The sequence below is a fragment of the Corynebacterium sp. NML120713 genome (assembly GCF_001875735.1).
Classification (GTDB): Bacteria; Actinomycetota; Actinomycetes; order Mycobacteriales; family Mycobacteriaceae; genus Corynebacterium; species Corynebacterium pseudogenitalium.
The window spans coordinates 420,456-443,847 of the sequence record NZ_MLCR01000005.1 but is presented as its reverse complement, the minus strand read 5'-3'; the positions used below and the strand labels follow the sequence as shown (position 1 = coordinate 443,847).

Below are 23,392 nucleotides of genomic sequence, written 5' to 3'. Positions count from 1 at the left end.
TACTGCTGTGGGTCTAGCGCAAGTGGTTAGTCCACAACGGCGGTCAGAGCGGCACTGACCTGCTCAGCGGATGGAGCCTCTTTCACCACGGATGCGACATCTGTCACAGCCGTATCTGCAGGGCTATCGCCTACACGAACGACGTCAAGCTTGATTCGCTCACCGAGCCGGTCCTGCAGTGCTGCTGCCGCCTGTGGTGAACCATCATCATCGGCGGTGCCGGTGGTAATCAACACGATGCGAATATCGCGATCGAGCTCACGCATGGCATCGGCGGCAGCGAAGAGCGCTTCCCGAGTCTGCGGAGCACCGCCGGTGCCAAGCAAGCTGGCGGTGTATGCGACGTCCTCGGCATCACTGGTCATAGCAATGTTGCTGCGCCAACCCTTCGTTACACCAGGGTTCAGTGGGGAAGAGTAGTTCCAAAGCGCTACTTGATGGCCAGATTCGGTGACACGGTATGCAGCATCGCGTATCGCGGTGTCGACTGCTGGCTTGAAAGGCTGCATCGCATCTGACGTATCGTACAGGAATAACGTGTCCAGAGCTTGCTGTTGGTTCTCGGAACCAACTTCTTTCTGTTCCTTTTCTGTTTCATCGACCGGAATTTCTGCCACCTGGGACCAAACCTGATCAGGGACATCAACCACCTGTGATTTGCTATCAGTTTTCAACGTTGACGCCGCGTACTTCATGAGGTCCTGCCCGGCGCGAGACTTATTCTCATCGACGTTATCAGTACTGTTCAGCGGGATACCGACGTAGTTCAAAACTGCATCTAGTGATGTGAAAACCCGGTTACCGGATGCTTGCTCAATAGCTGCTGCGTATAGACTCTGTTCATCTTGTATTGGCTCTATATCTTCCACTGCCTGCTGTTGTAGGACATCTACGGCGCCTGCCTCACCTTTGGCAAGCAATGACGCAACAGCAACAGAGGCATCCGAGCGTTCAGGCAACACAAATCGCACTGACTCCAGCTTAAGTGCCGCTGGATCAGTAGAAGTTTGCCCCTCCACGCCGAGAGGTGCTGCGTAAACAATCTGTGGGTCAGGTACCGCCGCCGAGCGTTTTGCGTTCCTAAGTACGGCGTCTGGGTTCGCGGTTTCCGGAGCGAGAAGGATAGCTGCGTCCTCGACCTTATCGACGAGCTCTGCCTGCACACAGTAGTCCCGCACAACACGGTGCGACTCGTTGTACGCAGCTACGATCGCTTCACCGACCGATCGTTCCGTAGACGCTACTGGCAGTGAGAGTTCTCCAGACACGCACTGTGCTTCAGAAGCATCATCGGACTGTTCTGGCTTCAGCTTCATCATCAAAATGGCACTCAAGATCACAGCGAACGCGACCAGAATGACCAGGATCGCTCCACCGGACAAGCGATAGTTACTCTTGCCATCAGAATGTCGGCCCATGCCAATACCGTCCTTACTTCGTGTACAACCCGTCTAGCGTTGTCACACAGTCTATCGCCCTAGAACTACGTCGAGGAGAGCGACGAGCCGGGAGCGTAATTCTTCTCCACGTGCGCTGAGCGCTCGTTGGCGCTGCACATACATGGCTTTTCCCTCGTTAGTCTCCACAGGAACGATGTCGAAGCCGAGTTCCCGGCAGTCGTACGGGGATGCCTCCATATCGAGGCGACGCGCGTCCTTGGCCAATTCGAAACAGTCAAGGAGAAGCTCGCCAGGGACCAATGGGCCAAGTTTCAAAGCCCACTTAAACAGATCCATGGTGGCGTGCACACAGCCTGGTTGTTCCCTCGATACCTGGTCTTCCCTCCGCAACGCCACAACGTTGAGGGGGCGAGCTGGGGGAGTAAAGAAACGAAACGCGTCGAAGTGGCTGCATCGAAGCTGATGAGATTCAACCACTGAGTTCGTGCCGTCTGCTCCGAGACGAAGCGGAAGATCATGGCGAGGGTGTTCCTCGCGATACAACATTGCCCATTCATGCAAACCGAAGCAGTCAAAGTGCGCCGAACGAGAGGCTGTCGCGCGAAGTAGTTCGTCAATTTCCCGAACGTCTTGTTCACGGTGCGCAAGAAACGACGCGATGTCTGCACACACGTGTCTGCTGTCTACAACTTGGTAGTTGCGCCATGAGGCTTGAGGAAGCGTAGAGGCGTCGAGAAGCACTGTATTTGCGCCAGGATGCCACTTCTTAAGGTGTGTGGGGCGGAAACTGTAGTAGTCGAACAGGAAGTCCCACACCGGGTGCTTCTGTGCGCGACGACGGCGAGCTAGGTGTGGCTCGACGAATCCGGCCGCACGTTCCTCATGCGACGCGATTCGAGCCTCGTATTCGGCTGACTCCAGGAACGTGCGAATCATGAATTCTCGTGGGTCCAGTCTGCGACCGTGCCCACGTACTCCTCAATGACGTCCTCAAGAGCAAGTACGCCAACGAGGCGACCTTGATCGCGGACCTGAGCCATGTGTGCAGAGCGACGGTGCAGCGACGTCAGCGCACTATCCAGCGACTCAGAGCCATCAATCACCATCAATGGGCGGATGCGGCTCACCGGTACCAGTGGATCATCCTCATCGGACTCCATCAGGTCCAAAATGTCCTTCACGTGAATATATCCAACGAGAATGCCGGAAGGCCTAGCAACGGGGAAGCGCGAATATCCGGTTTCACGTACAGCTTGCTCGATTATCGAAAGCGCGACGCCCTCAGGGTAAAAGGGGATGGTTGTCAGACGATCGAGCGGGATCATTACCTCTTTGAGGTTCCTCGACTCAGAGCGCAGCGCCTTTGAAAGGCGAGCTGTTTCCTCAGCGTCAAGAAGACCCTCTTCGCGTGATTCACGAATCATGTTCGCCAGCTGTTTCTGGTCCACAGTGGATGAAAGCTCATCGCGCTGTTCAATACCAAACAGAGCCAGCGTCTTACGCGCTACCCAGTTCAAGAAGCGAATAAACGGCCCCGTGGCCTTCATCCAAAGCGTCATAGCGGGGGTAAGCCAAACAGCAGTTGACTCTGGTCCGGCAATCGCAATGTTCTTCGGCACCATCTCGCCGAACAAAATATGCAAGAAGGAGATGAACGCCAGCGCAATCACGAAGGAAACAGGATGCAGCCACTCACCCGGCAACCCCATCGCGAGAAACGGAACTTCAACATAGTGTGCAACCGCAGGCTCAGCGACCTTACCGAGCACGAGCGACGCGATGGTGATGCCCAGTTGGGCACCTGCGAGGTAAATCGAGAGGTGTTCCGTCGCGTACAGCACGCCAGTAACATTTGTCTTGCCTTGTGCCTGCATTGACTCCAATCGATCGCGCCTGGAGGACACGAGTGCGAACTCGGACGCAACGAAGAACGCGTTGAGCGTCAGCAGGACCAAAATGAGAAGGAATGCTACCCAAATATTCACTGTGCTGACCTCCTCTGAAACTCGATTGCTTCCTCTGGAGAAATCGGATTCAAAATTGCCCTGTCGATCCTGCGATCATCCATTGTGGAAACCCTTGCGAGCCAGTGGCCAGCGCTGCCTGTTTCAAACTGTTCCTGGAAATCAGCTGTACCGGAGGGGAGCACTACTTTGTCGCCAACTGTTGGGATATGTCCAAGTGCTGACATAATCAGTCCTCCAAGAGTTTCGTAAGGCCCCTCGGGTGCAACATAACCGAGCTCCTCCTGCAGTTCATCGAGCCGCACCAAACCAGAAATCTCCCACGACGTTCCGACGTGCAAAAAGTCCCGCTCGGATTCGCGGTCGTCGTACTCGTCGTACACCTCACCGAGGATCTCCTCGACCACGTCCTCAATCGTGACCAGACCTTGCGTTCCGCCGAACTCATCCGCAACCAGCACTACCTGTGAGCCCGCGGAGCGAACCCGGTTGAGCACCGCATCGCCGTCAAGCGTCCCGGGGATAAACGGAACTGGCTTGGCCAGCGTTGACAGCTTGGTGGTTGCACGCTGCTTCTTATCTACAGAAAAGGCGTCTTTGATGTGGACCACGCCTATTGTGTCGTCCAAGTCACCGCGACGGACGGGGAAGCGCGAATGGCCTGTCTCACGGGCAAACGCTATCAAATCCGCTACGGTGTCCTCGGCGTCAAGCGCATTAATGGTTGAACGTGGCGTCATCACGGCTTCGGCGGTGGTCTCTCCGAACTGCAGCGATCTGTCGATCACCGCTGCGGTATCTGCGTCAAGGTCTCCAGACTCCATCGAGTTTCGGACCACCGCACCCAGCTCTTGGCCAGAACGAGCGGAGGCTAGCTCATCTGCTGGCTCAATCCCGAGTTTTCGCACAACCCAGTTCGCCGAAGAATTGAGCCACTTAATAAACCAACCAGCTGCGGTATTAAACGCATTCACAGGAGGTACCACGACCCGCGCAGTCTTCAGCGGATCCGTAATCGCCATGTTCTTTGGAACAAGTTCGCCAAAAACCATCGAGAGCAATGTCGCAATCGCCAATGCAAGGATCAGCGCTACTGTCGTTGAGGCCGCTTCACTCAGACCAACGAGCTCAAGCAGGGGAGTGAAGAACTTGCCCAACACCGGCTCGGCGAGGAAGCCAGCTGCGAGCGTCGTCACGGTAATACCGAGTTGCGCGCCTGACAACACGAACGAAAGGTTCGCGTGGTCTCGAGCGACGGCTTTCGCCGTGCGGTCGCCGACCTCCCGGACGTGCTCATCGATAGTTGAGCGCTCGAGTCCTGTCATTGCAAACTCGATTGCAACGAACAGGCCCGTTGAGGCCGTCAACAAGATGAAGCCCAAAAGAGCAAAGATTGAAATGACTATATCCATCGACTATGACCGAGGCGTCCGACGCCTACCGCTCCTTCCCGTCGACCGTCGTCGTTGAGCATTCGCACTGGGGCGTTTCGAACGCCTGGTTGCGTTGTGGTTCTTTCGCTGATGTGGTGGCTGGCCACCAGGCGGTGGCAGGGGCTTCCCAGACGGCTGCCGAGCTCCGGTGATCTCAACGACCTCAGGTGTGAGCTCCTGCGCCCGGACTTCGGTCGCTCGCACTCCAGCTTTGTTTAGAAGCGAGCGAACCTCCTTACGCTGTTCATCCATGACCAACGTAACAACGTTGCCCTCAGTGCCCGCACGCGCTGTACGCCCCGCGCGGTGCAAGTATGCCTTGTGTTCTGCAGGCGGGTCGATGTGGACAACGAGTGAGACTCCCGAAACGTCGATTCCGCGTGCTGCGATGTCCGTCGCAACTAAGACTGGAGTTGAACCATCAGCGAACCCCTCTAGTGCGCGAGTTCGAGCACCTTGACCTTTGTCACCGTGAATTCCCTGCGCGTGAACTCCGGCGCGACGAAGCTTCTTCACCTGCCTGTCCACACCATGCTTCGTGCGCATAAACATGATCGTCTTGCCTTCGCGTGCGGCGATTTCCAGCACTCGAGCATTGCGCGACTCGCGGCTGCCACACAACAGGACGAAGTGTTTCATGGTCTTTACAGCTGACTTCGCTGGAGCTGTGGAGTGCGTAACCGGATTATGCATGTACCTGTCAACGATTCTCTGTACATCGCCATCGAGCGTTGCAGAAAACAGTAACTTCTGGGAATCCTTTGGCGCTCGGTCGACAAGCTTGATGACCTGAGGCATGAAGCCCATGTCGGCCATCTGGTCGGCTTCATCAAGCGTGACGATCTCCAGAGCCCGAAAATCGAGGACGCCACGCTGCAATAGATCCTCTGCACGGCCCGGTGTCGCCACCAAGAGGTCGACTGGTGCCGCCAAAGCGCGGATCTGCGTATTGATATTGACGCCACCAACTACATCCAGCACGCGAAGGCCTTGTGCGCTCGCGGGGCTGTTCAATCGCTGTTGAATCTGGCTTGCCAATTCACGCGTCGGTGCGAGCACAAGTCCACGGGGCCGTCCAGGCTGACTTGGCGCACCACTCAGACGCGCCAACATCGGCAAACCAAACGTAAAAGTCTTGCCGGAGCCGGTCGGACCACGCCCAAGCACGTCTCTGCCTGCTAGGGCATCAGGAATAGCCGCTTCCTGAATTGGAAACGGCCGAGTAATTCCTTCTGCGTTGAGCGCGCGCACCAGGGGGTGGGGAAGGCCGAGATCGGCAAAACTTTTCATTGCAAACACCCTAGTGCCTTTTTGCGGTCAGGTGCTATCGCCACGCTTAGTAACGAAGCTCCTTGCGGTCGCCAGACCACGCGATATGGAACGTGCCGTCCATATCGACGCGCTTGTAGGTGTGCGCACCGAAGAAATCACGTTGTCCCTGAATCAGCGCCGCAGGCAAGCGGTCTGCACGCAAGGAATCGTAGTAGGAGAGCGAGGACGCGAATACCGGAACCGGAAGCCCGAGCTGCGTAGCCGTTATGACGACGCGACGCCACGCATCAATGACGCCGCCCTCCAGCTCATTGCGGAAGTAAGGGTCGAGCAACAGTGATGGCAGCTCAGGGTTTTTCTCATACGCCTCGGTGATGCGGTCGAGGAACTTCGCGCGGATAATGCAGCCACCACGCCAAATCTTCGCCAGCTCACCAGGCTTCAGACCCCAGTCGTACTCCTCGGAACCCGCAGCAATTTCATCAAAGCCTTGCGCGTACGCAACGAGCTTTGAGGCGTACAGAGCACGCCGGACATCCTCGACGAACTGCGCCTTGTCCAGACCAAGGTCAGCGAACGAAGCTTCTACGCCACTAGGGAGGTTGGCCTCCAAGGCCGCGGTGCGTTGCGCAGTAGAAGAAGAAAGCGCACGAGCAAACACTGCTTCGCCGATGCCAGTGACTGGGACGCCCAAGTCTAGGGCCTCCTTCACAGTCCAGCGACCCGTGCCCTTCTGGCCAGCCGCGTCCACAACGACGTCGACAAACGGTTTGCCTGTTTGCTCATCGACTTGCTTCAGTACCTCAGCGGTGATCTCGATCAGGTAGGAATCCAGGTCACCCTCATTCCACTCGGAGAAGATTTCAGCGATCTCCGCCGGCTCCAACCCAGCTGCGTAGCGAAGCAAATGGTATGCCTCGCCGATGACCTGCATATCGGCGTACTCGATGCCGTTATGCACCATCTTGACGAAGTGTCCGGCACCATTTGGGCCAATGTGGGTCACGCACGGAACGCCATCGACTTTCGCGGCAATATCCTCAAGGAGTGGGCCAAGCGCCTCCCATGACTCGACAGGACCACCAGGCATGATCGAAGGACCAAGCAGTGCACCTTCCTCGCCGCCAGAGATACCTGCGCCGACGAAGTGGCGCCCCTTTTCAGCGACTTCTTTCTCACGGCGGATCGTATCGGTGAACAACGAGTTACCGCCATCGATGATGATATCGCCCTCATCCATCGCTTCGACGAGCTGATTGATCACTGCATCCGTAGCCTTGCCAGCCTGGACCATGATGACAGCACGGCGTGGACGCTCCAGCGAGGCAACAAAGTCCTCAATCGTTTCAGATGGGATAAACGAGTCCTCATCCCCGTGCTCGGCCATTACGGCGCGAGTCTTCTCAGGGGACCGGTTGTAGATAGCAACCGTATGTCCGTTGCGGGCGAAATTACGTGCTAGGTTCGAACCCATCACCGCCATACCGACAACGCCGATCTGGGCGAGATGAGTCTGGGACTGATTCGTATCATGCTCGGTGGTAGTCATGCAGACAATACTACGCTGCTGAGAGGAAAGAACGGAATGAGTTTTCTATTCGAAAAAGTTGATCGCGAGCTCAACGAGGAAGAATTGCGGACCCTCAACGAATACAACAACGGTTACGCCAACACGATCGGAATGGTGATCACGGCGTGTAGCCCAGAGTGCGTAACTGCACATATAGACGTCGGACCCCAGCATCTTCAGCCTGCCGGGATCGTCAACGGGGGAGTCTATGCCGGTCTCGCAGAGACGGTAGGTTCCGTTGCAGCGATGGCGACAGCTGGCAGACCTGCTGTCGGCATGAACAACAACACCGACCTCCTACGAAGCGTCCGTGACGGGCGAATCGAAGCATCCGCGCGCCCAGTTCATGTCGGGCGGCGAACCCACCTCTGGCGCATCGAAATGCATCACGAAGGCAAGTTAGTGGCCCTGACGAATCTGAAGCTCCTCGTACCCTAAAGCCAGCGGTTCTTCCTGAACCACCAATACATCAGTGCCATGGTCAGGATCATTACGCCGAGCACCACCGGGTAGGAGTACTTCCAAGCCAATTCCGGCATATTCTCGAAATTCATGCCATAAACACCGGCAATCATGGTCGGGGCCGCAGCCATACCAACTACTGCAGATATCGTACGCATATCGGAGTTCTGTTGCATCGAAACCTTCGCAACCGAGGCGTCAAGCAGGGAGGAAAGGCGTTCATCGAAGCCTGAGAGGTGGTCACTCACGATCGTCGCGTTGTCCTGCACGTCACGGAAGTAAGATCTGAGCGCTTTCCGCATCAGATCACGGTTGTTGGTCAACCCATTCTTTAACGCCGGTGCAAGTGGATCGATCGCGTGGCGCATCTCCAAGATCTCACGTTTGTAGTTGTAAATCTTGTCAATGTTAATGTCTCGCCGAGGCGTAAACACTTCGTTTTCCAGCTCATCGACGTCGCGGCTCAGGTTGTCTGCGACCTTCAAATAGTTATCGACGATGTAGTCGGACACCACCCATGCGACGGCACTTGGGCCAAGCACCGCAAGCTCCTCCTCGCTCTCTAGTTTGCCAGTCAAATCAGGCAGTGGTGCGCCGTGCCGGATTGTGATCGCAAAGTTCGGACCGGTCACAATTTGGACTTCACCAGTGGAAATGATTTCACGGGCATCCGCAACTTCCTCATCGTCGCGGTAATACACCGAGCGCACGACCATGAACAGCTGCTCATCGTAGCGCTCAACCTTTGGCCTCTGGTGGGCATCGACTACGTCGTCAACGATCAGATCGTCAATGTCGAAAAACGACGAGATCTTCGTCATCTGCTCATCTGTCGGACCTTTCAACGAGACCCACACAAACGCGTTATCGTGCTCCCGTGCGACCTGCAGTGCCTGTGGAATCCGATAGTTGCCAGGGACGCGCTTGCCGTCGACAAATACTTTGCAAAAGTCGATCGAGCGTTCCAGAGGGACCTTCACCGGTATGCGCGATGGTTGAAGCGTGCTTTTCGACGACTTCCTCGACAACGGGATCCTTGGTGGCATAGTGGCCCCCTTTACTACCTGCGTCACGCCAATCAAGGGCGAGGGATATAACAACGCTCGAGATACTACGCCCTTCGAGAACGGAACACGAACGCGCCTCTCCAACCGTATACAAAGGGGAGAGGCGCGTCAGCAGAGTCATTTAGTTCTCTGAGTTTTCGGATTTCGCGTGGCGTTGGCCGGGTGTCGTCGGAAGGTTGTATCGCTTCGAGCTTAAAGCGTTGTAAACCCACGTCAACGCTGTGACAGTGCGGTTGCGCAGTCCAGTGAGGAATGAGACGTGGACGTAGAGCCACATCAACCAACCCAAGAATCCAGCGATTTCGACCTTGCCCATCTTCACGACAGCGTTAAAGCGAGTGACGATAGCCATCGATCCCTTGTCAAAGTAGGAGAATGGCTCGCGCTGTTCCGGCGTAATCTCGTCTTCAACCTGTGCCTTCAAGATCTTTCCGACATATTCACCGGACTGGATTGCAACCTGGGCGACGCCTGGCAAGCGGTCGCGGCTCATCATGTCGCCCACGATGAATACATTCGACAGTTCGCCAACGGACAGGTCGGCGTTCACCGGCACCTTGCCGTTACGTTCAGCCTCTACACCAGCTTGCTCGGCGACCTGCTTGCCCAGCGGGGAAGCCTGGACACCAGCAGACCAAATCTTCGTTGGAGTGTAGACAGTGGTCTCTTCGTCGGTCTTGGTGTTCTTGTACGTGACGCTCTCAGCGTCGACGTTAGTCACAATGGCATTTAAGATGACAGTAACGCCTGCCTTCTCCAACTCGCGCTGCGCCTTCCGGCCAAGACGCTTTCCAAATGGTGGCAGAACCTGTGGCATGCCGTCGATAAGAAGGATCTTGGTCTGATCTGGTGAGAACGAGTACTGGCCTCCAGCAAATGCGCGGTGCGCCAACTCGGCGATCTGTCCAGCGAGCTCAACACCAGTTGGACCGGCGCCGACGAGCACAAAAGTGAGCAGCCGTTCGCGTTCTTCAGCGGAAGTAGCTAGCTCAGCTTTCTCGAAGGCATCAAGAATGCGCGCGCGCACCTCGAGCGCGTCATCGGCTGTTTTCAAACCAGGTGCGAACTCCGCAAAGTGGTCGTTGCCGAAGTAGGACTGGCCTGCACCCGCTGCGAGGATCAATGAGTCGTAGGCATACTGTGACGACGCACCATCATCGGAAGCAGTGACGATCTGATTCGCGGTATCGATCTCGTCAACATTGCCGCGCACAACGCGAACGTTGTCCTGGCTTGCCAAAATCTGGCGAACCGAAGAGGCAATTTCGCCGACAGACAGAAGACCGGTCGCTACCTGATAGAGCAGAGGGGCGAAGATGAAGTGGTTTGTGCGGTTAATAATCGTAATGTCTACGTCTGCATCCGCGAGTGCATGAGCAGCGTTAATGCCACCAAACCCCGCACCTACGATCACGACGTGATGGCGGTTTCCAGCGGGGCGGTATGGTGTCTGAGTCATAAAAGTGTCGCTCCTTGGGAAAGCTGTTTGAATTTTCTTCCCTTTATAGTACGCCCATAATGTTAGAACGGTATGGTTTTGGAGATGAAGCGTCGAAAACTCCGCTGAAAGTTTGACCAAGTAAGGTGGGGAAGCGTGCCGATTCCTGAACCAGTACCAACGCATTTACACACTGTTGACGCCACAAAGTGGCCACGGCTAGTGCAGCCGTTGGATGGGTTTGCTCTGAAAACTCGCGCCAGGCTTGCAGAGGCCGAGTTTGCTCGAGCCTGTGACGCCGCGGGTGTGACGCTTTCTGGTGACGACGCCGACATTCTCGTGAACCATGAGCGGCTTTTTGAACGAATCGCGGCTGCTGGCTGGACAGGCCTGGCAGAGGGGTACATGGCAGGCGAGTGGTCAGTGACCTCATCGGATGTACTTGTTGAAGTCATTGCGAAGCTGCTGGGGCAGGGTTACGTACCCCGTCGTACATCGTGGAAGCCACGGCCGGAAACTGTTGGAGCGATGCTGCCGAGTTCTCTCGTACAGCACTTTTCGGGCGATCGTGTGAGTGCTTTCCAGGGTCATTTCGCTACAGGTGTCGCAACTACCGAGCGCAAACTGACCAAGTCCTACCCGGAGCAGCGTGCCAAACAGCGTGGCGCAAAGCGCCGCTATATCGATGTGACCACCTACGAAGCACCGCTCGATGCGGATCGAGCCGACTTGGGCGATATACAGGCGCGGAGCGCTCAGCAGTTGCTGGACCTAGTCGGTGCAGGGCGCGGTACGAGATTGCTCGAGTATCCGAACTCGGGAGGTGCTGTGGCTCTGGCCGCGATAGGGCGCGGAGTGGTGGTTGATACTCTCGCAATTAGCCATGACAGTGCCGCTCATCTTCGGGAATACCTCATTCTTAATGGCGCTGCGAACGATGTGCGCGTTGCCGTGGGCAAACTTGGTGACGCTCAATGGGCCCAGCAGCATGGGCCGTATGATGCAATCGTTTCATTTAGTCAGCTTGAATCATGCCCGAAACGCGATAAAGTGCAGTACCTTCGCGCGATGGACCGCATGCTACTTCCAGGCGGGCGTATCGGTGTGCAATCGGTGATGGCACGTCGCGTGCAATCAAAATCCGTGAACCGAGCGTGTCGGAGTGCGCTTCAGGTGCTTGGTGCGTATGTATGGCCAGGTATGGAGTATCAATATGAAGTCGATTTTCTGAAGCTAGTTGAACAGCAAACGCATCTCCAAGCGATCAGTATTAGCCGTGCGCCGGAACATCTTCGGTTGTCGATTCGTTTGCAGCGTCAAATGTTTGAAGGGCGGCTCCGTGAAGCCGCGGCCGATGGCTATGACGAAGTATTTCGCCGACTATGGCTCTGGCAGTTTGCGGTTCGCGAAGCAGTTGCATCCGTAGGGGGCTTGGATCTGGCGCAGGCGGTATTGGTACGGAAGCACCGGGGTGGGCGCCGATAAGAAGCAAGGGTCAAGTGTCTTAGTTGACATAATGTACATTATCGGACATTTCCACAACTTTGCATATAGATAGCGGAAGCCCGCCCAATAACGTAACGTGACGTAATTGGGCGGGTAATTCTGGACAGTCTACTTGGTCATATTGAGGCGAATATTGAGTAGCCCGCTCTCGGCAATCTTCGCTGCGACAAATTCAGGCGTCTCAACGCCGTAGTCAGCTCTATCAAACGGTACATCGCCCGCGACGATGAGATGGCTGCCAGACAGGGCTACGTCAAAAGGTGCTGTGACGCGATTCGTCTCGCCATGGATGGTCAAGTCTCCGACCACGTTCACGGTTCCAGCGGAACCGTCTGATGGAACCTTGGATAGATCAATCGGCTCGGTGATCGTGAAGCTTGACGTCGGGTATTGATCCGTGTGAAGAATCTTCCGGCGTACGTTGTTGTCTCGAACATCGCTGTCTGTAGTCAAATTCGTCATGTCGACTACGATTTCGCCAGATTGCAGTACACCCGACTCAATATGTACTTCGCCTTCAACGCCTGTCGTCGATCCTGAGGTCGTCTTTGCTTCACCAGGAAGAACTTCATCGAACGTGAACCCAACGGACGTCGAGTTGACGCCAGGACGCTTTTGGATCTTCCAAACGCCGTTGATGTCAGTGTCCGCCGGTTTAAGTCGGTCTGTATCAATTCCTTCTGTCTTGACTCCACCGCCACCAAACATGTTGAGCAGCAATGGGATTATCGCGATCAGGACCGCGAGCACCGCAATTCCCGCAACAATGACCATCAAGAGCTTCTTCTTGCGGTCGCTGGGAGCTTGCACTTCCTTCATGGGTACTTACCTCAACTTCTCAACTGTTCGCGCTAATTCAATTAATTCGTCACACATGTTACGTAATTCATCCGGGTTTGCACCTTCATCCACAGCTGTCCGGATATCTTCCGCTGTACAACGCAAAACGAAAAGGTTGTCGCGGAGCATAGACACAGTTTCCGGTTTAAGGATGGCTGCCCCTTCATCAATCGCAGTGCCGGCTACAAAGTTACGCTGTTCATACGCACGCTGCTTGCATGACTGGCTGCAATATTTTCGGCGGCGTCCTCTTCCCTGCTGCCGCGCCATTTCTTTGCCACACCACTGACACGTAGGCGATTCGCTCTTCGCGTACACATCACTTTCTGGCATACGGGTCAGCCTAATACACACCTTGAACGGAATGCATGTCCGGTTCAATACTGCGGGAACAAAATCTAAAAGGTGAACGTTATAATAGGGCGACTGCATTTAAATGTGTTTAGAAGGGACAATTGAGTATGGCTGATCGTGTTCTTCGCGGAAGTCGAATGGGCGCTGTGAGCTACGAGACGGACCGAGACCATGATCTCGCGCCTCGGCAGCAAGCGCGATACCGCACTCCGAACGGCGAGATTTTCGAAGTGCCGTTCGCAGATGATGCAGAGATTCCAGAGGAATGGATGTGCAAGAACGGCCAGCTCGGCACCCTTATGGAAGGCGAAGGCGTCGAGTCGAAGCCGACGAAGCCACCCCGTACTCACTGGGATATGCTTCGCGAACGCCGTACTATCGAAGAGCTCGACGTGCTGCTTGAAGAGCGCCTTGAACAGCTGCGGAAACGTCGTCGCGCTGCTGCGCGCTTGGCGAAAGAACAAGCAGCAGAAAACAAGAAGTAAGAGCTAGTTATAGCCCGAAGGCGAGAGGCCACATATTCTGTAGCTTCTCGCTTTTCGTCTAACTGTCAACGCGAAGTTACTTACGCTTCGAAGCGATGAATTCCTTGGCAACCTCTACGACGTTGCCCGCGAGCTGAGGCAGGTCGTTCGCCTTGCTCAGCAGCTCGTTTGCTTTAGAGCGCTTGGCCTCGTAGCTGAGCATTCGGAATCCCTCTTTCGCCATCTCCCGTGCGGTGCCAAACTTTTCGGTGGCACCCCACTTGGTGACTTCCCAGAGAGAAGTTGTCGCGAAGCTTGCGTCTAGCTTAGATTCGCCCAACGTGCGGTCCTCGAATGTAATCGGTACTTCGCGAACGTCGAAACCGGCAAGCTCGGCCTTGTGCGCCATATCGACCTGGAAAATATAGCCCTTGTTGGACAACTCCTGGAGATCGATGGTCTCGAGGACTTCGCGTCGAAAAGCGCGGTAACCTGCGGTCATGTCGCGAACATCGCCACCCAGCGCAAGGGAAACATAGGCGTTTCCCAGCTTGGAAAGCAAGTAGCGCTGCTTCGGCCAATTTTTAACTTCCCCGCCGTCCACATACCGCGAACCGATTACGACGTCTGCGCCGCTTTCGATCTCCTCCAACAAGCGGTGAAGCTCCTCAGGTGCATGCGAGCCATCGGCGTCCATCTGGCAGATAACCTCATAGTCACGCTCGAGTCCCCAGTTGAAACCGTCGCGGTACGCGGCGAGTAGCCCTTCCTTGCCAGCACGGTGCAAGACGTGCAGGCGATCATTCGCTTCTGCCAGTTCGTCGGCCTTCTGCCCCGTTCCGTCAGGAGAATTGTCGTCGACAATAAGGATGTCTACATCATCGTTTGCATCGAAAACCCGGCCAACAATGAGGGGAAGATTCTCAATCTCGTTGTACGTCGGGATGATCACTAATGTCGAATTCGCCACGGTGGCTGCTCCTTTTCCAGCAACGTTTCTCGCCGTTGTTCAAATGTTGTCTAGCATACTCCCTGGGTCGGCGGACTGCTGCACCGAGTATGAGCATGAACCCAAGCCAAACGAACGCAGCCTCGAGGTAGTCCCCAAAACGCACAGCAAATGTCCGCGTTGTATGTAGTGGCAGGCGTTCAATCAGGTGGTTAGCTTCAAATATAGAAGTTTCTTGGCTCACCGTTCCATCAGGGTGCACGATTGCTGACACACCTGAAGTAGCTGCAACAACCACTGCCCTATCCGTTTCAATGGCACGCAGCCTGCTCATCGCCAGCTGCTGATAGGTCATATCGCTAAACCCGAAAGTCGCGTTGTTCGTCGGTGTAGCGAGAATTTGCGCACCATTATTAATTGCCATCCGGTACGCCGGGTCTTCTGCCACTTCATAGCATGTGGCAACCCCAACAGGGATGCCTCCCATGTGGACGACACCTGGGCCATTGCCGGGCTTGAAATCGCTGGCGAGGTCCACGAGGTCCGTGATTTTCCGGAAGAAGTCGCGCATTGGCATGTACTCGCCAAACGGCTGCAAAAAGCGTTTATGATGCGTCTCGCCTGGCCCTGTTTCCGGGTCAAACACGACCATCGTGTTGCGCGCACCGACCTCGTCGCGCGTCAGCGTCCCCACCAGCACCGGTGCCCCTACTGCGCTCACAGCGCGTTCGATTGACGACGCCGCCAAAGGATCTTGAAACGGGTTCACGTCCGACGAGTTCTCCGGCCAAATAACGAGGTCAAGCTTTTCACCTTGTTTTTGGGCATCATTCGCTGCGCGAACAGTTTCATCGACGTGATTTTGTAACACGGCTCTGCGCTGAGCGTTGAAGTCAAGCCCGAGGCGCGGCACATTGCCTTGAATCGCTGCGACCAGTACGGAGTTGCCCTGTGCCGTCTGAGCCTCTGTCCCCTCGCCATCGAAACTCGGGCTGATAAGTCCTCCGAGCCCGATCGGGAGCGCGAAACCTAACGCAGCTACCCTGCGGGTTCTCCCACGCGTGATGAGAAACGTCACGAGGCTTACACCAGCGAGACAGGCGGCGAGAGAAACTAGCGCTGGACCACCAATTGAAGATAGCCACACCAGAGGCCCATTGACCTGCCCCCATGCCAGCCGGACCCAGGAAAATCCGCCGAATGGAAGCGACGAGCGGAGGAACTCCACCGCGATATACACAAATGGAAAAGCAAGGAACCCATACTGACAACGGGCAATGCGGACGCCAACCGCGCCAGTGATAAGCGCTGAGAGCGCCAGCGTGATAGCGAGCGCCACGTAGGGCATCGCGCCGACGAATGCTCCGATCCAGGGCAGGAGGATCAAGTAGCACGTGGCGGCATGGGCAAACCCGAGCAAGCAGCCAAATGCTGCACTTGGCGATGGTTTCGCTGCTGAAGCAAAACGTTGCCACGGCATCAGAGCGAGGTAGAACGCACCAACGCCGAGTACTGCGAGGAACCAGTACCCGAACGGCTCATAGGAGTACGCAACCGCAATGCCGGAAAGTACCGCGAGGACAAGTCGGAGTGACGCATTCACGACTGCGGTCCCTCTTCCCCACCTTCTGATCGGCGTTTGTGCTCTTCATAGAGCCAGTCTTCGATTTCATCCGTGTCAATGACGGGGTGCTCATCGTCGCTGGCCCCACGCTCAGGAGTTGGCTGCGTGAACGAGCCGTAGGAAGCAGAGTTTCGGGACATCGGCGTCGATTCGTACATCCTGATTCCAACATTTTCCACGCGTTGCCGCAGAGAGCGTGAAAGGTGGTTTCGGAGTATCGAGCGAGTAGGGCTGAAGACCAAGAAGAACCCCAGGATTGAAGAAACGAAGCCCGGGATAATGCAAAAAGCCCAGCCAACCATGAGAAGCGCAGAGTCGCCTGCTAGCTTCCCTACAGATGTTTTGCCACGTGCCGCCTTTGCGAGTTCGCCGCGGAGCGTGAGCGTCGCCAGTGCACCGCCTAGCACCATCAGCGCGAAGATTGCCAGCAAAGCCCAGCCAACGCCGATTGACTTCGCGACAAGGAAAAACGCCAGCGCTTCTACGAGGAAATACGTCAAAATGTAGATTGGCATGCCGACCATCTTAGCCGGACTACACGGTTACTTGCCTGAGGATTCTAGCTGGCTTAATAGCCACAGGACGTCCTTTCGGAGGTGCTGGAAGTATGGGGCGAAGTGGTTGATGCCAGTTCTTCCCGGAAGCTTGGGAAGTTTTCGCATTTGAACGGGTCTATCCCACCTCTCCCCTAGTTCGGCGACCACTTGCCACGGGACGATGTCGTCGTGCTTACTGCCCCACAGTCTGAGTGGGATATCGAGTGGTGTACGAGTACCTAATGCTTGATCGTCGAGCGCTGCGGCTGTTTTCGGAAGATCCTCGAGGAGCGTAGACATTGGGATACCTGCTGCCGTCCAGTGTACGGTGCTTGCCCAAGCATGTCGGAGGACCGCGCCCACTGCACAGATGTTCGCATCAAGGATGACAGCGGACATACCAACGGGGCTGAGGTGGGGCATCAGCTCTTCCGTGATCTCTGGGTCGGATGCTAGAAGGGCGGCGACTGCGTAAAGAATCATGATGGACGGAAGCGTCCCATCGATGCGGTCGAGCATCGCAAGCAGATCTGCAGGTGGTGCTCCGACGACTGCGGCACGCAGATGTAGTTCCGGCGCGTACTCGGGTTGCTCTAACCATGAAGCTGCGGCGCCCCCGCCCTGAGAAAAACCCCAGAGACCAAGCTTTTCGACGCTGCAGCCTAGGCCTACGCTGGCGCGAACTGCATCGGCGAGTGCGTGGGCTGCTGCGCGGTGGAAGCAATAGAGCTGCACATTGTCTTCGGGATCTCGTGGATAGTCCGTCAACACGACATTCGCTCCCGCGGCGAGCAACATGTTGATCGCAGGCTGCTCGTAGGCAGCGATAAGGTCCAGTGGTTTGCGTCGAAGTCGAAGTCCCACTGTGCAGGAGTAAGAAGGGTCACATGCCGGGGCAACGCCTTGGGTGGAGGGGGCGAACGCGACGGTTGGACGCTGTCCATTGCCATGCCAGGGACGCTTGCTGAGGAACACCGCGCCGGTAGCAGACATCACGCGTTCCCGCTCGTCGGTCGTGGTGTATTCAATTCTGAATGCGTTGGCACGATTGAGCCTGTACTGCAGCCCTATAGGACGAATCGGCGTTGCTTGCAACAATGTGCCAGGAGGAGCGCCGACTGCCCAGGTTGCTTTGCCATACTCCGCATCCGTGATCGGATGTGAATGCGTGAGGTCAACGCTAAGCGGCAGCAGTGTGCGAAGAGTTAAGCCGAACTCCATGTATGTGCTTTCCTAGATCTTCGGAGTGTCTCGCGGGTGGGGCTGCAAAGTCTTTGGCCTGGTGTTCAGCGCGTGTGCACCGTCTGCCTGAAGATGCACTATGTCCTCGATACGCATTCCCCAGCTGCCTGGTTTGTAAATTCCTGGTTCGATGGAAAAGACCATTCCTTCATCTAGGACGAGATCATTGCCGGTGACCAGGAACGGCGGTTCGTGGCCAGCCAACCCAATGCCGTGCCCGATTCGGTGCGTAAACCACTCGCCGTACCCGTGCTCGGAGATAATGTTCCTCGCAACCGCGTCGAGCTCTTCTGCTCGCATTCCAGGCCGAGCGGCGTCGCAAGCTGCCTGTTGCGCTTGCAAAAGCACTTTGTAGGCATCGAGCTGCTCTTGGCTACCCGGTGCTCCTTCGACAAGATACGTTCGCGTGCAGTCGGAGTGGTAGCCGCTCGCGATCGTCCCTCCGATATCGACGACGACGATGTCCCCTGCTTCAATGATTCGATCGGAGAAGTCGTGATGAGGGTTTGCGCCGTTGGGGCCAGAACCGACGATGATGAAGTCTACTGCGGTGTGCTCCTCCAGGATCGCCGTGTGCAGTGCGTCGGCCACAGCGCGCTCGGTAATACCTGGGGTAAGTAGCGAGGGAACGAGGGCATGAACGCGGTCGATTGCTTCGGCGGCCTGAGCCAATTGCGCAATCTCGTCATCATCCTTGACCATAAACAGACTAGACAATGCGTCCTGCGCAAGACAGGTCTTGAATGGGTATCGCTGCAAAGCCAGCACGTGATCCGCGGTGAGCGTGCTGCCCAGGCCAATGATCGGAGGCGTTGCGCTGTCGGCAGGCGATGCGATGAGTTTATAAACAATTTCATAGGGGTCTTCGCCATCGCGCCACCCAATGGGGATGAGCGCCGGGTCGTCTGAGGGGAAGGAGCCAGCGTCGGTGCTGGGGAGGACAACGGTAGCGTTTCCTTCATCGGTGAGCACGATAGCGGAGAGCCTCTCGTGCGTATCGATTTGTGTACCGGTCAGGTATTCAAATTCCGGGCCAGGGCCGATGATCACGGCGCGCAGGTGATTTGCCGCAAGAAATTTGCAGGCTGCTGCGCGTCGACGTTCAAATGTATCGCTTCCGAAGAAAGTCATACGCCCATCGTAGGCGCACTAGTACTCGCACTAGTTCCCGATTGCTACTACACCGCGTCGAATAGCTTCTATCGCGCGGTTCGCATTGTTGCGAATCTCATCGCTGTAGCCGACCTTCTTCACCTGTTCTAGCAGGTCGATCACCTGCCGGCACCATCGGACAAAGTCGCCCGCGGTCAGTTCCGCGCCAGATTCTGCCGCGGCTGCAAGCGCGTACCCAAGCGGTGCGCCGGCGGTCCATTGGTGCAACGCGAGTGAGAAATGTGGGTCTGGCATTCTGGTGAGTGGAAGATTGTGGCGCTGTTCATCGGAAACGAGTTCGCCGTACACACGCATCGTTTCATTCATTGCGTGGGCCATTGGCTCTGTAGCGGCCTCCGGGGAGCCTCCCGTGGTACGGCGGTTCTCAAACACGACCATCGAGGCGACACCGGCGAGCTCGGCGGGGTCCAACTCGTCCCAGATCCCGCGTTTTAGGCACTGCGCAACGAGGAGGTCCGAAACATTGTGCAGCTTTGCTAAACGCTCGCCCTCATCAGTGACTTGGAATTCGCCTTCCACGAGCTCCACGTAGTCGAGTTCTTGCAGGAGCCCGATCAAGCGCTCGAATGTTCTGCCAAGTGTGTCGGTGGCGTTGTCTACTTGTCTGCTCATCCGGTCAAGTGCGCGCTGCTCCCGGGCAAGCTTCTCGCCTACTCGGGCCAGCATTTCGCGGTCCGTGGCCGGCCATGAGTGGACGGGGTGCGCATGAAGTTGCTCGCGAAGTTTGGTGACGGATTTTGGAGCGCGATACCGGGCTTTCTCACGCAGTCGCTTTGGTGCATGCACCGGGGCGTGGCGAAGCTGGCTTGCGATCTTTTTCGCAAATTTGCGTGGTTGGTCCCGCGTATGCCGCGGAACTTTCATTCGTCCTACGACGAGCGGAGTGTTCTTGAAAAAATCAGCGTTGATGCGGCTCGACCAGCCGCGCTCGGTGGTGACCCAGGGGCGCGGATCGTCGTGTCTGCCGGCGGGCTGAACCACGACCGCGAGCTCCGGTTGACGTTTACCAGGAAGCGCGATGATCTCGCCGACTTCCAGTCGGGCCAGCACGCGGGCGACCTCGGTGTGCCGGTTGTCGAGCGCGTCTCTCCGTGCTTTCTTCTCCTCCACGCTGAGAGCATGTCGGATGTCCAAGTACTCCAACAGGTCCTCAATCGCGTGGTCTGATGGTGGCGCGTACGAAGAGATATCGCGGGATAATTGGGCGCGAAGTCGAGCAACTTTGCCTTCCAGCCGCTCTAGGTCCCTCACCTCGCCAACCACGGATCGGTCGGTTTGGAACTGAGCAAATGACTGCTCGATAAGTCGAATGGAGTCGTCGAAACCATTCATGGCAAGCATGTTGATAGCCATGTTGTAGCCGGGAGCAAATGGTGAAATGAGTGGATACGTTCTTGTCGACGCCAATCCAGCTACATACTGCGGGTCCATCGCTGGCGCCCACTGCACAACAGCGTTGCCGAGCACATCGATCCCTCGCCGACCGGCGCGCCCCGTGAGCTGGGTGTACTGCCCTGGCGTGAGGTCTACGTGGCCCTCGCCGTTGAACTTGACTAACTTCTCCAGCACGACGGTTCGGGCCGGCATGTTGATGCCCAGGGCCAGCGTTTCGGTCGCAAAGACCACCCGGACGAGCCCTTCCACAAATAACTGCTCGACGATGTGCTTGAACGCGGGTAATAGCCCTGCGTGGTGCGATGCGAACCCCCTCAGCCACGCGCTGCGAAGCTGTCGGTAGTTCAGTACTTTGAGATCCTCTTCCGGGATGCCTTCAACACCCGCGTTGATGATCTCGGCGGCACGTGCACGTTCCTCTTCTGTCGTGAGTTCCTTCCGCGAACGGAGGCATTGGTAGAGAGCGCCATCGCATCCCGCTCGAGAGAAGATGAACACAATTGCCGGAAGCATCTCTAGCCCATCGAGCACCTCGACAACTTCCGGCCGCCCAACCGGACGGTAGCGGTCTTGTTGGCGCGTCCTCCCATGGCGACGTCCACTCGAGCGGGCACGGAACCCGCGACCTTCATGAAAGTCGTCCGCGCCTTCTTCCGTCGTTCGAGACTCGATACGGGCGATCTGATGCGCCAAAGCCCTGTTAAGTTCGGGCTCGGAGGATGGGTTGGCAGGTTCGAACAATGGAAGGACCTTCTTGCCAACCATCATGTACTGACTCAACGGAACCGGACGGTCTTCGGAAACAATCACGGTCGTATCGCCACGAACAGTGTTGAGCCATTCACCGAACTCTTCCGAGTTCGACACAGTCGCCGAAAGCCCAACGATCTGGACGGAGTCGTCCAAGTTGAGAATGATCTCCTCCCAAACAGGTCCACGTTCCGGATCTGCGAGGAAGTGGATTTCATCCATTACCACGTGGGTTAGTCGGTCCAGGCGAGGTGCTTCCGCGTACACCATGTTTCGGAGCACCTCTGTCGTCATCACGACGATGTCCGCCGAACCGTTGATGCTCACGTCGCCTGTCAGCAGTCCAACGGATTCTTCGCCGTATGCCGCGACGAAGTCGTGGTACTTCTGATTGCTCAGCGCCTTAATTGGTGTGGTGTAAAAGCACTTTGTGCCTCGCGAGAGCGCCAGCGCAACGGCGAACTCACCGACTACGGTTTTCCCGGATCCCGTTGGGGCGCAGACGAGCACGCCCCGATCGTCTTCGAGTGCCTGGCAAGCTTCAATTTGGAATGGGTCGAGCGGAAAATCCTTCGAGGCTTGAAACTGTGCGAGAAACGAGTCAGAGGAAGCGGACATGCCCCTACAGTACGTCGTTGAAGGGATCCTCGGTAAACGTGTGCACGGGCTTTGGCTTCTCTACGGCCGCTACGTTACCAATCGGTGCTGCCTTTTCGATGGGCGAAGCTGCGTCGATAGGTCCTGAGGACTCGTCGTCGTCGAGGTCGAGCCAGTCCGGTCTGTTCCTGGCGTGGCGCTTGTCATTGATCCTGCAGAACTGGAATGCGCACTCGACGAGGAGTGTGATGGAGAGCGCCAGCGCGACCATCGAGAACGGGTCCTGGCCGGGTGTCATAAACGCCGCAAAGATAAAGATCCCAACGATGATGATCCGGCGCTTATCCTTTACCTGTTCATAACGAATGATGCCCGCGACGTTGAGCATCACGATGATGAGGGGGACTTCGAAGCTCACACCAAAGACGACGATGAGCCCGAGCAAAAAGTTATAGTAGCTTCCACCAGACAGTGCGCCAATCTGCACCTCGCTGCCCATCGTCATCAGGAAGTACAGTCCTTTGTCCAAAACAAAGTACGCAAGCATCGCCCCGGCCACGAAGAGCAGTACCGCAAGCGTCACAAACGTGAATGTGTACTGTTTTTCATTCTTGTGGAGCCCCGGCGTGATGAATCGCCAAATTTGGGTCAGCCACACTGGTGATGCCATGACGAGCCCAGCGAGCGCGCCTACCTTCAGCCGCAGCATGAACATTTCGAAGGGGCCCGTCGCTAAGAGACGACAATTGCCATCACCTGTGAAGTCTGCTCGAAGCTCAGTCGGGAGGTTGCAGTACGGGCCTCGAATGATTTCGCCGAGTGGGTACCAGTGAAAAGGCGCAGACTGATACCAAATGAATCCCACAACGGTGCCGACGCACACTGCGACGAGCGAGACGATGACGCGGCGTCGTAGCTCTTTCAGGTGTTCAACGAGCGTCATCTCGCCGGTAGCATTCTTTGGCTTCCGACGAAATCGACGACCTGCCTTTTGTGCAGGCGGAACTTGCTGTTGCCCCACTGAACTACGACCTCCAAGAATTCCTTAACAACAAACGCTACTGGCGGTGCTGGTTCTCAGGCGCGTCCCAAAAACTTTGCTGAGCGTTAGTGCTTGTTTGCTGCTGCGGATTCGATGGAGGAGCGATTTCTTTAGGTTCCTGGCTCTGCGCAGGCTGCTGCGGAGTAGCTTGCGCCTCGTCGTCGTTGCGCAGCTCCTTGACTTCAGACTTGAAGATACGGGCGGAGCGACCCATCGAACGTGCCAAGTCGGGAAGCTTGTTTGCCCCGAACAATAACAGCACGATGGCCAAAATAATCAGGATTTCCATCCAACCTAAATTCGGCATTGGATTC

21 protein-coding genes are annotated in these 23,392 nt (G+C 56.4%); 3 read left to right on the top strand and 18 right to left on the bottom strand.

All coding sequences use genetic code 11. The features are described 5' to 3' along the window. Positions 1-26: 26 nt before the first annotated feature. Genes BJP06_RS02175 through gndA form a run of 6 tightly spaced genes read right to left on the bottom strand, consistent with a single transcriptional unit; the run spans position 27 to position 7,618 of the window. Positions 27-1,418 carry a hypothetical protein gene (locus BJP06_RS02175; protein ID WP_071572638.1) on the bottom strand — a complete coding sequence of 464 codons (1,392 nt, stop codon included), beginning with the start codon at positions 1,416-1,418 and terminating at the stop codon, positions 27-29. Positions 1,419-1,469: 51 nt separating this feature from the next. Then, positions 1,470-2,336, bottom strand: a complete 867-nt coding sequence (locus BJP06_RS02170; RefSeq protein WP_071572637.1) for a 3-methyladenine DNA glycosylase — start codon at positions 2,334-2,336, stop codon at positions 1,470-1,472. Then, complete coding sequence (locus tag BJP06_RS02165; RefSeq protein ID WP_071572636.1) at positions 2,333-3,385, bottom strand: hemolysin family protein; 1,053 nt, start codon at positions 3,383-3,385, stop codon at positions 2,333-2,335. The genes BJP06_RS02170 and BJP06_RS02165 overlap by 4 nt, the downstream gene beginning before the upstream one ends. Next, positions 3,382-4,776, bottom strand: a complete 1,395-nt coding sequence (locus BJP06_RS02160) for a hemolysin family protein (RefSeq protein WP_071572635.1) — start codon at positions 4,774-4,776, stop codon at positions 3,382-3,384. Before BJP06_RS02160 ends, BJP06_RS02165 begins: the two co-directional genes overlap by 4 nt. Before the next feature lie 3 nt (positions 4,777-4,779). Continuing rightward, entirely contained in the window at positions 4,780-6,087 is a 1,308-nt protein-coding gene (locus BJP06_RS02155) for a DEAD/DEAH box helicase (protein WP_070477214.1), read from the bottom strand. A gap of 46 nt (positions 6,088-6,133) precedes the next feature. Continuing rightward, complete coding sequence (gene gndA, locus BJP06_RS02150) at positions 6,134-7,618, bottom strand: NADP-dependent phosphogluconate dehydrogenase (RefSeq protein WP_071572634.1); 1,485 nt, start codon at positions 7,616-7,618, stop codon at positions 6,134-6,136. 36 nt (positions 7,619-7,654) lie between these two features. On the opposite strand from gndA, the gene BJP06_RS02145 reads away from it, so the two are divergent. Continuing rightward, positions 7,655-8,077, top strand: a complete 423-nt coding sequence (locus BJP06_RS02145; protein WP_070362482.1) for a PaaI family thioesterase — start codon at positions 7,655-7,657, stop codon at positions 8,075-8,077. Here BJP06_RS02145 and BJP06_RS02140 read toward each other — a convergent pair. Continuing rightward, entirely contained in the window at positions 8,074-9,147 is a 1,074-nt protein-coding gene (locus tag BJP06_RS02140) for a magnesium and cobalt transport protein CorA (RefSeq protein WP_070362481.1), read from the bottom strand. The two genes, BJP06_RS02145 and BJP06_RS02140, sit on opposite strands and share 4 nt — an antisense overlap. A gap of 142 nt (positions 9,148-9,289) precedes the next feature. Continuing rightward, positions 9,290-10,627 carry an NAD(P)/FAD-dependent oxidoreductase gene (locus BJP06_RS02135; protein ID WP_070362480.1) on the bottom strand — a complete coding sequence of 446 codons (1,338 nt, stop codon included), beginning with the start codon at positions 10,625-10,627 and terminating at the stop codon, positions 9,290-9,292. A 135-nt stretch (positions 10,628-10,762) separates the two neighbouring features. Here BJP06_RS02135 and BJP06_RS02130 point away from each other — a divergent pair, with 135 nt between their 5' ends. Next, the gene (locus BJP06_RS02130) at positions 10,763-12,091 is read left to right on the top strand and encodes a cyclopropane-fatty-acyl-phospholipid synthase family protein (RefSeq protein WP_145945246.1); all 1,329 of its coding nucleotides are present in this window, start codon (positions 10,763-10,765) and stop codon (positions 12,089-12,091) included. Positions 12,092-12,220: 129 nt separating this feature from the next. Here BJP06_RS02130 and BJP06_RS02125 read toward each other — a convergent pair whose 3' ends face one another. Together BJP06_RS02125 and BJP06_RS02120 are read right to left on the bottom strand one after the other, a co-directional pair. Beyond that, entirely contained in the window at positions 12,221-12,931 is a 711-nt protein-coding gene (locus tag BJP06_RS02125; RefSeq protein ID WP_070362479.1) for a YceI family protein, read from the bottom strand. A gap of 6 nt (positions 12,932-12,937) precedes the next feature. Further along, positions 12,938-13,285: a hypothetical protein gene (locus tag BJP06_RS02120; RefSeq protein ID WP_071572633.1), complete on the bottom strand. Its 348-nt coding sequence runs from the start codon at positions 13,283-13,285 to the stop codon at positions 12,938-12,940. Between the two features lie 128 nt (positions 13,286-13,413). Between BJP06_RS02120 and BJP06_RS02115 the strand changes: the two genes are divergently transcribed. Continuing rightward, positions 13,414-13,791 carry an RNA polymerase-binding protein RbpA gene (locus BJP06_RS02115; RefSeq protein ID WP_070477143.1) on the top strand — a complete coding sequence of 126 codons (378 nt, stop codon included), beginning with the start codon at positions 13,414-13,416 and terminating at the stop codon, positions 13,789-13,791. Positions 13,792-13,867: 76 nt separating this feature from the next. Here BJP06_RS02115 and BJP06_RS02110 read toward each other — a convergent pair whose 3' ends face one another. The 8 genes from BJP06_RS02110 to tatA form a co-directional block, all read right to left on the bottom strand. Then, on the bottom strand, positions 13,868-14,740 hold the full coding sequence (locus BJP06_RS02110; RefSeq protein WP_083290780.1) for a polyprenol monophosphomannose synthase: 873 nt from the start codon (positions 14,738-14,740) through the stop codon (positions 13,868-13,870). Then, positions 14,694-16,322 carry an apolipoprotein N-acyltransferase gene (lnt, locus tag BJP06_RS02105; protein ID WP_071572632.1) on the bottom strand — a complete coding sequence of 543 codons (1,629 nt, stop codon included), beginning with the start codon at positions 16,320-16,322 and terminating at the stop codon, positions 14,694-14,696. Before lnt ends, BJP06_RS02110 begins: the two co-directional genes overlap by 47 nt. Beyond that, positions 16,319-16,858 carry an FxsA family protein gene (locus tag BJP06_RS02100; protein WP_071572680.1) on the bottom strand — a complete coding sequence of 180 codons (540 nt, stop codon included), beginning with the start codon at positions 16,856-16,858 and terminating at the stop codon, positions 16,319-16,321. The genes lnt and BJP06_RS02100 overlap by 4 nt, the downstream gene beginning before the upstream one ends. Positions 16,859-16,885: 27 nt before the next feature. Beyond that, complete coding sequence (locus tag BJP06_RS02095; protein WP_071572631.1) at positions 16,886-18,100, bottom strand: lipase family protein; 1,215 nt, start codon at positions 18,098-18,100, stop codon at positions 16,886-16,888. Positions 18,101-18,112: 12 nt separating this feature from the next. Then, positions 18,113-19,252, bottom strand: coding sequence for a Xaa-Pro peptidase family protein (locus BJP06_RS02090; RefSeq protein WP_071572630.1), 1,140 nt, complete (start codon positions 19,250-19,252; stop codon positions 18,113-18,115). Between the two features lie 30 nt (positions 19,253-19,282). Then, positions 19,283-22,057, bottom strand: a complete 2,775-nt coding sequence (locus BJP06_RS02085) for an RNA helicase (protein ID WP_071572629.1) — start codon at positions 22,055-22,057, stop codon at positions 19,283-19,285. 4 nt (positions 22,058-22,061) lie between these two features. After that, complete coding sequence (gene tatC / locus BJP06_RS02080) at positions 22,062-22,979, bottom strand: twin-arginine translocase subunit TatC (protein ID WP_070362473.1); 918 nt, start codon at positions 22,977-22,979, stop codon at positions 22,062-22,064. 115 nt (positions 22,980-23,094) lie between these two features. After that, a complete protein-coding gene (gene tatA, locus BJP06_RS02075; RefSeq protein WP_071572628.1) occupies positions 23,095-23,385 on the bottom strand; it encodes a Sec-independent protein translocase subunit TatA in 291 nt (96 codons plus the stop codon). Between the last annotated feature and the right edge of the window lie 7 nt (positions 23,386-23,392).